The 11,623-nt window shown below is 72.6% G+C and carries 9 protein-coding genes; 5 read left to right on the top strand and 4 right to left on the bottom strand.

The features are described 5' to 3' along the window. Positions 1 to 105: 105 nt before the first annotated feature. From DDW44_RS00405 to DDW44_RS00400, 3 genes are all read right to left on the bottom strand, one after another. Entirely contained in the window at positions 106 to 726 is a 621-nt protein-coding gene (locus tag DDW44_RS00405) for a LysE family translocator (RefSeq protein ID WP_108908688.1), read from the bottom strand. A gap of 46 nt (positions 727 to 772) precedes the next feature. Beyond that, positions 773 to 925 (bottom strand): hypothetical protein, encoded by a 153-nt coding sequence (locus tag DDW44_RS31875; RefSeq protein WP_167455465.1) that lies wholly within the window; start codon positions 923 to 925, stop codon positions 773 to 775. A 117-nt stretch (positions 926 to 1,042) separates the two neighbouring features. Continuing rightward, entirely contained in the window at positions 1,043 to 2,005 is a 963-nt protein-coding gene (locus DDW44_RS00400; RefSeq protein ID WP_108905161.1) for a proline dehydrogenase family protein, read from the bottom strand. A 132-nt stretch (positions 2,006 to 2,137) separates the two neighbouring features. Between DDW44_RS00400 and DDW44_RS00395 the strand changes: the two genes are divergently transcribed. Beyond that, positions 2,138 to 3,136, top strand: a complete 999-nt coding sequence (locus DDW44_RS00395; protein WP_108905160.1) for a GlxA family transcriptional regulator — start codon at positions 2,138 to 2,140, stop codon at positions 3,134 to 3,136. Positions 3,137 to 3,329: 193 nt separating this feature from the next. Here DDW44_RS00395 and DDW44_RS33125 read toward each other — a convergent pair whose 3' ends face one another. Then, complete coding sequence (locus DDW44_RS33125; RefSeq protein WP_108905159.1) at positions 3,330 to 6,008, bottom strand: ATP-binding protein; 2,679 nt, start codon at positions 6,006 to 6,008, stop codon at positions 3,330 to 3,332. Positions 6,009 to 6,338: 330 nt separating this feature from the next. Between DDW44_RS33125 and DDW44_RS00385 the strand changes: the two genes are divergently transcribed. The 4 genes from DDW44_RS00385 (at position 6,339) to DDW44_RS00370 (ending at position 11,590) form a co-directional block, all read left to right on the top strand. Continuing rightward, positions 6,339 to 8,180 (top strand): serine/threonine-protein kinase, encoded by a 1,842-nt coding sequence (locus DDW44_RS00385; protein ID WP_108905158.1) that lies wholly within the window; start codon positions 6,339 to 6,341, stop codon positions 8,178 to 8,180. Positions 8,181 to 8,194: 14 nt separating this feature from the next. Further along, positions 8,195 to 8,941: a hypothetical protein gene (locus DDW44_RS00380; RefSeq protein ID WP_244223934.1), complete on the top strand. Its 747-nt coding sequence runs from the start codon at positions 8,195 to 8,197 to the stop codon at positions 8,939 to 8,941. 300 nt (positions 8,942 to 9,241) lie between these two features. Next, complete coding sequence (locus DDW44_RS00375) at positions 9,242 to 10,045, top strand: SDR family oxidoreductase (protein ID WP_108905156.1); 804 nt, start codon at positions 9,242 to 9,244, stop codon at positions 10,043 to 10,045. Positions 10,046 to 10,273: 228 nt separating this feature from the next. Further along, the gene (locus DDW44_RS00370) at positions 10,274 to 11,590 is read left to right on the top strand and encodes a ferredoxin reductase family protein (protein ID WP_108905155.1); all 1,317 of its coding nucleotides are present in this window, start codon (positions 10,274 to 10,276) and stop codon (positions 11,588 to 11,590) included. Positions 11,591 to 11,623 lie beyond the last annotated feature (33 nt).

The following is an 11,623-nucleotide window of genomic DNA, read 5'->3' as shown; positions in this document are numbered from 1 at the left end:
CCGGTGGTCACGTTTCGCATCGCCGCGGCGGGAACCGCCGGGCGCGAGAGGGGAGCCGACCGCGTGCTCGGTCATTCCACCCGCTTCCGCGCCAAGCGGGGATCGTCAGCTCTCGACGGCCATCCGGATGCCCAGAACGAGCAGCACACCGCCGGAGACCTGCTCGAGGCGCCGGCGCACTTCGGCTCGGGAGATGATCGCCCTCAGCCGGCCGACGAACCATACGTACAGTCCGAAGTAGCCGATCTCGAACACCGCCCAGACGGTCGACAGCCCGATCATGGTGGCCAGATGAGGCGCGCCCGCCGGCACGAACTGCGGCAGGAAGGACATCGCGAAGACCGCGGCCTTGGGATTGGCGAGGTTGAGCAGCAGACCCGAGCGGTACGCACTCCATCCCGAGCGCACTGCCGCAGGTCCGTGCTCGGCTGCCCCGTCCCGCACTCGGCGCGCGTTCACCAGCGCCCTGACGCCGAACACGATCAGAACCGCCGCGCCGACGATTCGCATGACGTCGTAGGCCAGTTGGGAGGCGGCAAGCAGCGCCGTGAGCCCGAGCGAGGCGGTGACACCCCAGAGAAAGACGCCGGTCTCGTTGCCCAGCACGGTGAGGAAACCCGCGCGCCTGCTACGCAGGGACTGCTGCACGATCAGCATGGTGCTCGGGCCGGGCGATGCCGCAACCAGGGTGCAGGCGCCGAGGAAGGCGAGAAGAGTACCCAACATGCGCACATCGTGGACTTCGAGGCCGAACGTGTCCACGGGTTTGCGGTCACGGCTCGTGGGCGGTGTGAGCGGTGAGTCGTACGCCGGTGCGTGGAGTCGCCGATGCCGGGGCCACGATCGCGGCGAAGGAGATCCACCGGCACCACGACAGCGTCCCCGTGAACACCCGGACGAACTCCGCGAGCACGCGGGTCGTCAAGGCCGGCCTGCACCGGACCGTCGGGCCCGTCGCACGGGATCTCGGCATCCACCCCGTCTGTCGGGTGCCGGACCTGCGGCGTTCCGCGATCGTCGAACGAACCGCACGAGCATCGGATCACCGGGCAGCGGCGTCGACGAGTGCTTGGAGCAGGCGCCCAGGGTCCTCGGCGAGTCGGTTGCAGACGTAGAGCCACCATTCGGTGCCGAAGACGACGTACTCGCGAGTGGGGTGGCCTTGTCCGGCCATGGCGTCGAGGCGGTCCGGTCCGAGCCCCAGGAGGGTTTCGAACTCCCAGGGAGCGGTCTCGTGGCCCGCTCCGCCGAGGTGTTGGTCGATGCGGTGGATCAGGTCCCAGTCGTGGGTGGCGAAGGAACACCGGTGGCCCGAGTCGGCCAGTTGTTCCGCGTAGGCGAGGTAGGCGGCGGCCAGAGCGGGGTCCTCGCGGGTGTAGGCGATACTCCGAGGTTCGAGGAAGGCACCCTTGACCAGGCGGATACGCCCGGGGAGCGCGAGAAGCCCTCGCAGGTCTTCGGCCGTCCGGTGCAGTCGCGCCTGGACGGTGACACCCACGTGATCGAAGCGTTCGCACAGCGCCCGGTGCAGGGCCAGCACCGCATCGGTGCGGTCGGAGCCTTCGGCCGAGATCATCAGCTCCCGGCCGGTCTCGGCGGTGGCCCGTGCGATGCGGGAGGCGTTCCTCAGCGCGACTTCCCCGTCGACGGCGAGGCCTATGTGGGAGAGATCGAGGGAGACCGAGCAGCCGGGCGGCAGGAGTCGCGCGGCGTCGACGAACACGTCCGTCTCCGTCGTGGCCCGCCGCGGGTCGCGGCAGCTCTCGCCCAGGTACTCGACGCTCACCCGGTGGCCCTCGGCGAGGACGCGCCGCGCGCGGTCCCGAGCGTCGGTGAGGCCTTCGCCGGCCACGAAGCGCCGGGCGACCCTGCGGGCCAGGGGACCGAGAACCGGGTCTTTCGGGACGTGCCACTTCAGCTCCTCGTCGAGCGCGAGTCCGCGTAGGACCTGCGCGGCCCGTGACGAGAGCGCCGTGGTGTCCGCGGTGGGGGGTGGCTTGATCATCTGCAGCCCAACTGCCGTGCCGTGCGGGGAACGGCCACAAGCCTTTCAGGGCCGGCCGCGCGGCGGCAGTGGCAGAAATGACAGGTAGGCTGAAGTTCCCGCCATCACCAGCAGACCGGGGGCCGGGAGCCGATGATTCACGATGTCGCCGTCTTGGCCCTCGAAGGCAGCCATGCCTTCGAGGTGGGGGTGTTCTGCGAGGTCTTCGGCATCGACCGAGGCGAGGATGGTCTGCCCGTCTACGACTTCGCCCTCGTGTCGGCCGCCGCCGGCGCCGTGCCCACCCGGCACGGCTTCGAGATACGAGCACCCCATGGCCCGGAACGGCTCTCCTCCGCGGATCTCGTCTGCGTCCCCGCATACGATCTCCGGGTGCGGCAGCCGGACCGCCTGGCCGAAGAGCTGCGTGCCGCCGTCGATCGAGGGGCCTGTGTCCTGAGCATCTGCACCGGGGCATTCCTCCTGGGCGAGGCGGGCCTGCTGGACGGCCGGCGCTGCACCACCCACTGGCGCTACACCGGGGAACTCGCTCGCCGCCATCCACGTGCCCATGTCGAGTCGGACGTGCTGTATGTCGACGAGAACCCGATCATCACGGGGGCCGGTACCGCCGCCGGCGTGGATACCTGCCTCCACCTGATCCGCAGGGAGCACGGCAGCACCGTCGCCAACGCCGTCGCCCGTCGCATGGTCGCGCCGCCGCACCGCGAAGGCGGCCAGCGCCAGTACCGGGAGCGCCCCCAGCCTCGGGACGGAAGCACCCTTCTCACCCCCGTCCTGAGCTGGATCGAAGCCAACCTCGACCGGGAACTGACCGTCGAGGCGATGGCCCGCGAAGCGCATCTGTCCCCGCGTACCTTCGCCCGCCGCTTCCGGCAGGAGACCGGGACCACCCCGCTGCAGTGGCTGACGGGACAACGAGTCCTGCTCGCACAGCACCACCTGGAGACCACCGACGACCCGATCACCGTCATCGCCAGGCGAAGCGGCTTCGGCACCGTCGACACCCTGCGCCACCACTTCGCCCGCCGGCTGGGAATCACACCGCACGGTTACCGGCGGGCCTTCCGCGCCCCGCACGGCGGCCCCCGACCCCTCGGGCAGCCCCAGCCGGGCCCAGGCCCCGGGTGAGACCGGGCGCATGCCACCGGTTCAGTGCGGCCCCACGGCCGGCCACGTACCGAGTCCGACGAGCGCGCACCCCGTGACCCTCTCGTGCGCCGGCCAACACGACCGTGAGGTTGGCGCCGGGGGTTGCGGCGAGAAGCAGGCACAGCACCATGAACGAGCCCAGCTGGGCCCAGCCGATTCCTGGCACGTCGCCTCAACCCCCGTGCGTACCCGTCGGTTCGTTGCCGGGTCGGGGCAGTTGCCGCCGGTCGGTGATCCCGAGCTTGGCGTACACGCGCTGGAGGTGGTTGTCGACCGTACGGACGGAGATGGTCAGCCGGGCCGCGACATCCCTGCTCGTCATACCTCGGGAGGCGAGGAACGCGATCTCCCGCTCGCGGGGGGTGAGCGGTGCAGACGTCGGTGTGGGAACGAGGAGCGCCGGGGTGCTCGCCCCCTCGCAGCGGTCCGCGTTCGCCGAGGAGCGCGCGGCGGCGGCAGCGGCCCGCCGTGGGTCTCCGGCCTTCGACCACACCGCAGCGGCGGTGTTCGCGGCTTCGGCGGCGAGCAGATGCGCGCCCATGCCCTCCAGCAGGTCGCACACCGCGAGGAGCTCGTCCGCGTCCCGTGAGGCCAGGGCCGCGGTGAACCGTGACTGGGCCGACACGAGGGAGCCGTCGCCGCACCGGGACGCCAGTTCGGCGAGGCGGGGCGCGGCCTCCCGTGCCCGGCCGAGCCTGGCGAGGTCGGTGAGGAGGACCGCCTCGGAGCCCGTGTGCCCGCGCTCCCTCGCCTCGGCGGCCGCGGAGCGGAGAGCGTCGCGCGCCTGGCTCAGCTCACCGCGGGCCACCAGCAGCCACGCCTCCCCGAACCGTTCATGAGGCAGGCGCACCGGCGTGGGCGTACGGTCGAACTCCTCCAACGCGGCCTCGGCAGCGGGAACGTCGCCGAGCAGCGCCGCGGAGGCGGCGAGGCCGGCGAGCGACATGGCGCGCCCGCTCCGGGAGGGCGTGCGGGCGGCACGGGTCACCTCGGCGAACCAGCGGCGGGCGGACGCGGGATGCCCGGCCGTCCAGGCGGTGCACCCCAACTGGTAGGCCAGGAGCATGCGTTCCGGATTGGCGTAGGTCCCGGCGAGTTCGGCGTAGGCGGCCTCGCCGACGGCCCGTGCCTCGTCCAGCCGGCCGCTCCAGGTGAGCGCCCAGACGAGGACGGAGTTGGCCGCTCCCTGGAAGGTGATCGTTGTGTACATGTCGAGGTCGGCGCCCGAGCAGGCGGCGACCGCGCGCTCCGCCCAGGCGGTCGCCTCGGCGCCACGGCCGAGGAACGCCAGCGACACCGACTTCGTCGTCGCCCCCATCAGCCACATCTGCACGTCCGGCGCCTGCTGGGCGTCCTGCTCCAGATCGGCGAGCAGGCGCAGGCTCTCCGCGAGGTCGCCCACGCTGAACCGGATGGCAGCCTCGTTGATCCGGAGGACGCGCAGGCCGAGCGGGCTGGTGACCCGGTCACGGGCGCGGTCGGCGAGCGCGATCGCCTCCTCGGCGGTGACGCCCTTTCCCCAGATCTGATTCTGCGTGCGCACCAGCGCCACGGCCAGTGCCTCTGCTTCGTCCACGGCCAGGGCGTCTGCCCGGGCCAGAGTGCTCTCCGCGGGCTCGGTTTCCCCCATCTCGTACAGTGACTTGCCGAGCAGGAGCAGGACCGGCACGGTCTGCTTGGCCTCGGGCACGGCGTGCAGGAACTCGAGCGCCCGGGGGTGGTCGCGGGCGTACGAGGCGAGGGCGGCGGCCTCGGTGAGCAGCGCGGGATCGGCGGTGCCGGTGGCGGCGAGCTGGTACGAGGCCAGGTGCAGGGCGTCCTCCCTGCGACGGGCGCCCGACTGCTCCAGCACGGCGGCCTGGGCCAGCAGAATCCCCCGACGGCGCAGGACCGGCAGATCCGCCCGCAGCACCTCTCCGTACAGCGGGTGCGCCAGCCGTACCGTGGTGCGCCGCCGGTCCCGGACGATGGTGATCAGCTCGGCGCGCTCCAGGGCGTTCAGGACACCGGGCCCGTCACCGGCCTCCAGGTGCGCCAGGGCCATGGGCTCGCACAGCGCCAGGGTCTCCAGCACCAGCCTGCTGGAGGCGTCGGCGGCCGACAGCCGGTGCCGGATCACATCGGTCAGCCGGCGGGTGACGGGCAGACGGTCCTCCGCCACCAGCTCCCACAGTTCTTGGTCGCCGGCCAGCGCCCCCGTGGCGAGCGCACCCTGCACCAGCTCCCTCAGATACAGCGGGTTGCCGCTGCTCGCGGTGTACAGCTCGTGTGTCGTCCGGCGGTTCACCGGCCCACCGAGCACCTGCTGCAGCAGCGTCTCGACCTCCTGAAGCGTGAACTCCGCGAGATCCAACTGGTGGACGCCGTCACCCTGCCCCAGTGACGCGACCGCCTCGCTCGCCGGCTCACCCGTGCGCACGGTGCCCACCAGGAACACCGCCCGCGCGTCCATCAGCTGGCGCAGCAGCATCACGGAGGTGGAATCGAGCAGATGCAGATCGTCCACCAGGACGACGGAGCGCTGGTGCCGGTCCCGGCTTCCGGCCATCTTCGTGAAGACGGCCGAGAACCCGGAGACCGGGTCGGACATGTCCACTCCGTCCGGCAGCAGATGGGCCACCGCTCCCAACGGCACCTGCGCCGCGGCGGTCGTCGCCACCGCACGGCTCACCGATCGTCCGGCGACCGGCCGGCTCAGGACCTCCTCGGCCAGCCGTGACTTGCCGACCCCGGCCGCACCGAAGATCAGCAGCGCGGAACGCCGGGGATCCGACAGGACCTCCTCACAGACCGCCAGCTGTGCCGCCCGCCCCACGAGCGGCCACCGGCGCAGCGGTGCCCCCTCCCTCATGGTTCGCTCCATTGTGTGCGCATTCCCCCCGTCTCGCCGTGGGTGAGACATATGACGACAGCGAGCCATTATGCAGGGCGACCGGGAACGGGGCCGCGGCGTTTCCGGGGCGTGAGACGACCCCCAGAACAGCGCCACCGGGCCTTCCGTACACGTGCAATGGGCCCCCGTACACGCGCACCGGTTCCTCGTACACGCGCACCGGGTCCCCCGTACACGCGCCTCTGCGGAAATGAGTAGTGACCACTCATGTGCGGCCGCAGCCGGGCAGCCAGGCTGACGGGCGGGCCCGAACACCGGCCCGGTGGAGAGGAAAGGCAGAGGGAAACCGTGAGCACCTGGTCAGTCCCCGGCTACATCGAGGCACGAGAGCTGGGTTCCGGAGGCAGCGGACGCGTGGTGAGGGCCGTCGACGCCGGCACCGGCACGCCCGTGGCGATCAAGTACCTGAACGAACGGCTGTCCGCGGACCCGCGCTTCCGCCGGGAGTTCCGGGCCGAGGCCGCACTGCTCAGGGAACTCGACTCCCCCCACGTGGCTCGCTTCCACCGGTACGTGGAGAACGAGAACGGCGCCGCCATCGTCGTGGAACTGGTCGACGGCCCGTCGCTGCGGGCACTGCTGGGGCGCGAGGGCGCCACCACGCCGGAAGCGGCGCTGACCGTGCTCAAGGGCTCGCTGCTGGGGCTGTCCGAGGCGCACCGCGCCGGCGTCGTGCACCGCGACTACAAGCCCGAGAACGTGCTGGTCACCGCCGACGCGGTCTCCAAGCTGATCGACTTCGGTATCGCGGCCCGGGAGGGGAGCTCTCCAGCCCAGGCGGGGACGCCGATGTACATGGCACCCGAGCAGTGGCAGGGCGGCCCCGCCTCGCCCGCCACCGACGTCTACGCGGCCGCCGCCACCTTCTTCGAGTGCGTGACGGGTGCACGGCCCTTCGCCGGGGAGAGCCTGGCGGAGATCGCCGTACAGCACCTCTCGGCGGAAGTGGACGCCGAAGCCGCCCCGGCACCGGTGCGCCCGCTCGTTCTCCGCGGGATGGCCAAGGACGCCCGGGACAGGCCCGCTTCGGCGGCCGCGTTCCTCACCGAACTGGAGCGGGCGGCGATCGACGGCTACGGGCCGGGCTGGGAGGAGCGGGGCCGCCGCACCCTGGCCGTTCTCGCGGCCGGACTGCTCCTGCCGACCGGCGGTCCGGCGCACCGCGGCACGGACGCGACGACGGCGCTGGCCACGACCGCACTGGAGGATCCGGGCCGTCCGGGAACCCGTCGATTCCCTCGTACGCCGACGACCGGCGGCCGGGCGGCGGCGCGCAGCGGCTCGCCGGGTGCGGGAGGCGGCCAGGTCGCGAAGCGCTCCCTCAGGGCTCCGGCGCTCGCCGGCGCGGGGCTGCTGCTGGGCGTCACCGCACTGACCGGTGTCCTGATCACCGACGACTCCCTCAGCCACCCGGCCTCCGCGGCCTCGCCGGTGACCGGTGCGAGCGGGCGCGAGGCCGGCGCCGGCTTCGCGCCCCCGTCACGGCAGTCGGCCTCCCCGCCCGTTTCCTCCGCCTCCTCCCCTTCACCGGCGCCAGGGTTCACAGGCGCCGCCCGCCCCCCGGCCGGGGATGCTGGCACCGACCGCTCCCCGGCGGCGGGGGCGGACGCCGCCGCCTCCTCGACCGGAGGGGCCGGCGCCGTTCCGGTCGGCGGCGCCGCCGGAGGGTCGGGGACCACGTCACCGGGAGAGCCGGGACCGGCCCCCGCAGCCGGAGTGCAGGAAGCGGGAGATGCCCGCGGCACCGGCGGGCCGGACCCCGTGCCGCAGGACGTCCCGGGGCCGGTCGCGGTCGGCTCGGTGGACATCGCCTCGCTGGAGGAGTCGACGCAGGTGCGCGGCGCCGACGCGGACCTGATCGTCACCACGACGAGCACGGACCCGGTCACTCTTGAACTGACCTGGTACAACAGCGAGAAGGCCGGAATCCCCGGGCAGCAGGACGGGGCCACCGAGACCTACCGCCTCAGCGGCCGCACCACCTACCGCCTGTCGTACCGCCACGCCTTCACCACGTGCCCGGGCTACTGGGGCCTTCGGGTGGTCACCACACCCGGCGCCGCGGCGGGCGGGTCCTACCGGGACATGCCCTCCCTGGCGTGCATCGTCACGTGGCCGGAACGCGGATGAGGGAACGGGACGCCGTGCACGAGCCCTCGGACCCCCCGACGACTCGCCTGAAGCGCATCCCCGGCCCGGACGGGGACGGCGGCCCCGAGTACCTGACGACGGGCTGGAGCGACTACCCCGCGGTGGACGCCGCACCGGAACCTGCCGGACCGCCCCCGCACCGCGGCCCCCACCGCGGCCCCCACGCGTCGGACGTGACCGTGTGGAACACCGCCGTACATGTGCTGAACCCCCTCACCACCGGTGACCCGACGATGCGCCTGCCCGACCACGACCCGGCACAGGACCGGCTCAGAGCGGCCTGGCACGGCGGCGGCCCGGCCCGTTCCACGGCCCGTTCCCGGCGCCCGACGCGCCGATGCGCCCGGTGGCCGGTGCCGGCCGTCCTGGTCGTGGCGGCCGTCGCCGTCCTCCTCTGGCCGCGACCGTCACCGGAGCTGGCGGTCACCGGCGTCACCGCGAGCGCCGGCGCCGCCGAGGTGCCGTGCGGTGGCAGCGCCACGGTCGTCGCCACGGTCACGACCAACGGGGGCACCGGGACGATCCGCTACCGCTGGATCCGCAGTGACGGTACCGACTCAGGCGTGCTGGAGCAGCCCGTTCCGCTCGGCCGGGAGAAGGTCGGACTCCCTCTGGCCTGGACCTTCCACGGCCGCGGCGTCCACCAGGCCCGCGCGGTCGTGGACGTCCTCGCCCCGACCTCGCACACCGCGTCGGTCTCCTTCACCTACCGCTGCGATGGAGGCGGGACCCGGCCGTGACGGCATGGCGGCGGCGTCTTGAGCAGTCGTCGCTCATTGCCTGGGGGCACCCGTACACCGAGAGTAGGACTGTCCGGAGCATGTCCTCGCGGCCCTGGTCCGGACGCGCGCGGCCCCTCGCCCGGCGCACGGGTGCGTCGGCGACGGCGGTCACGGGCGGCCGGCGGATGTGCCCGACGGGACCGTCGCGAGAGTTGCGTCGACCGCCGGGCTCCCGACCCGCCGCCCGCGCAGTCCACCACCCGCGCAGTCCACCACCCCCGCAGTCCACCGCCCGCCCCGCAGGAGAGGAATCACCACATGAACGAGGTCACCCTGGTAACGGGCGCCACGGGCAACCTGGGAGGTCATGTCCTGGCGCAACTGCTCGCACGGGGACGGCGGGTACGCGCCCTGTCCCGCCGCCCGCCCGCCACCGGCGTCTCCGCCGTCGACTGGTGCCAGGCCGACCTTTCGTCGGGGCAGGGCCTGGCACGCGCGCTGTCGGGCGTGGGAACCGTCGTGCACTGCGCCACGGACGGCCGCACCCGCGACGGCGACGTCATGGCCGCCCAGCACCTGATCAAGGCCGCGGCGAAGGCCGGGGCACCGCATCTGCTGTTCGTGTCCATCATCGGCGTCGACCGTCACCCGCTGGACTACTACCGGGCCAAGTACGACACCGAACGCCTCATCGAAACCTCCGGACTGCCGTACACCATCCTGCGCGCCGCCCAGTTCCACGACATGCTGCACTACGCCCTCGACCGGGCGTCCCGTCTCCCGGTCATGCCCGTGCTGGCCCGCACCAGCTTCCAGAGCGTCGACACTCCGCACGTGGCCGCACGGGCAGTGGAGCTCAGCGCCGTGGGCCCGTCCGGACGTGTCGCCGATCTGCCCGGTCCCGACACCCTGACGATGGCCGACATGGCCCGGATCCTTCTGCGGGTCACCGGGCGGCGGCGGCCGATCCTGCCCCTGGTCCTGCCGGGCCGCGTGCCCGGGGCCTACCGGCAGGGCCTGCATCTGGCCCCCGCTGCCCAGCCGGGCAGCCGCTCCTTCGAGGACTTCCTCAAGGAGGGCCCGGCCGTCAAGGTGCCCGCTGCGGTGCGAAGGAGCCGGTGAACGCCGCCGGACGTCCCGCGGGCCGCGGCGCCGTGTTCCCGTCCGTGCGACAGCCCCCTGGCACGCGGGGAGTCAGCGGTACCGTGAACGTGACCGGGCCCGCTGCCGTACAACCGATCGGGGCCTCACGGCAGGCTGGAAGCCGTCGGTGCCGCGACATCGCGGAGGTGGGGCCCGGAGGGATGCAGCGCGGCGATTGAGGGGGCGAGGGTGGCGACGGGTCATCACATGCAGCGGGGTACGGTTCTTCCGGTAGTCGCGGCGCAGTGGGCGCTGTGGACGTTCGTGGTCGTCAACGTGGTGATCGTCGAGGCGCTGTTCCTCACCGCCGGTACCGGCAAGAACGGGACGCTCACGGTCGCCAAGTTCTTCGGCCTGCACGCCGCGCTGCTGATGCTGTTCCAGCTGCTGCTGGTGGCGCGCGTGCCGTGGCTGGATCGCCGCATCGGCATGGACCGGTTGACGGTGTGGCACCGGTGGGTCGGCTTCACCCTGCTGTGGACCCTGCTCACCCACGCCACCCTGGTCGTGCTCGGATACGCGAGGCTCGACGGCGCGTCGATGCCGACGACGTTCCTCGCGCTCAGCGGGGTGCCGGCTTCCCTGCTGGGCATGCTCGCCGCTGCCCTGGTGGTCCTGATCGCCGTGGTCTCCACCCGGAGCCTGCGCAGGCGGCTGCGGTACGAGACCTGGCACGGCCTGCACCTGCTGCTGTACCCGGCCATAGGCCTGTCGTTCGTCCACCAGCTGCTGGAGACCACGACCTTCAGCGCATCCGGGTTCGCGCAGTTCTACTGGTGGGCGATGTGGCTGCTCGCGTTCGGTGCGTTCGTGGCCGGGCGGTTCGTGGTGCCGGTGTGGCGCAACTCCTACCACCGGTTCCGGGTCGCGGCCGTGGTGCCCGAGTCGGACACGGTGGTGTCGGTGTACGTCACCGGACACCGCCTCGACCGGCTCCCGGCCCGGGCGGGCCAGTTCTCCATCTGGCGCTTCCCCGGGCACAACCACTGGTGGCTGGCGAACCCGTTCTCACTGTCCGCGGCGCCCGACGGCCGCTCGCTGCGCCTGACGGCGAGGGCGGTCGGCACGGCGAGTGCGGGTCTGCGGCAGCTCGCTGTCGGGACCCGCGTCTTCATGGAGGGCCCGTACGGGGCATTCACCTCACTGCACCGCACACGGCCGGGCGCCCTGCTGATCGCCGGCGGTGTGGGGATCACACCCATCCGAGCCCTCCTGGAGGAGCACCCGGCCGGTGACGTCGTGGTGCTCTACCGGGTGCGCAGCGCGGACGACGCCGTGCTGGTCGACGAGGTGCGAGAACTGCTCGCCGGCCGCGGCGGCCGGCTGCACCTGCTCACCGGGCCGACCGCCGCGGGGGCGCGGCCGTTCGAGCCGGACAACCTCCAAGCTCTGGTCTCCGACATCGTGGAACGCGATGTGTACGTCTGCGGGCCGCCGGCCATGACCTCGGCCGTGCTCGGCGCGCTGCGGACACTGAACGTTCCCAACCGGCAGGTGCATGCGGAGAAGTTCAGCCTGGCCTGACGTGCGCCCGTCGATGCCTTCGCTGACACCGTC

Source organism: Streptomyces tirandamycinicus (assembly GCF_003097515.1).
In the GTDB taxonomy this organism is placed as follows: Bacteria; Actinomycetota; Actinomycetes; order Streptomycetales; family Streptomycetaceae; genus Streptomyces; species Streptomyces tirandamycinicus.
Note: the sequence above shows the minus strand (reverse complement) of the source record. Positions and strands in the feature narration are given on the sequence as shown.

Bases quoted from the DNA above. Each gene is read 5' to 3' on its own strand.
- DDW44_RS00370 (WP_108905155.1), top strand. From the start codon at position 10,274: ATGCAGCGGGGTACGGTTCTTCCGGTAGTCGCGGCGCAGTGGGCGCTG.
- DDW44_RS00405 (WP_108908688.1), bottom strand. From the start codon at position 726: ATGTTGGGTACTCTTCTCGCCTTCCTCGGCGCCTGCACCCTGGTTGCG.
- DDW44_RS00395 (WP_108905160.1), top strand. From the start codon at position 2,138: ATGATTCACGATGTCGCCGTCTTGGCCCTCGAAGGCAGCCATGCCTTC.
- DDW44_RS33125 (WP_108905159.1), bottom strand. From the start codon at position 6,008: ATGAGGGAGGGGGCACCGCTGCGCCGGTGGCCGCTCGTGGGGCGGGCG.
- DDW44_RS00375 (WP_108905156.1), top strand. From the start codon at position 9,242: ATGAACGAGGTCACCCTGGTAACGGGCGCCACGGGCAACCTGGGAGGT.
- DDW44_RS00400 (WP_108905161.1), bottom strand. From the start codon at position 2,005: ATGATCAAGCCACCCCCCACCGCGGACACCACGGCGCTCTCGTCACGG.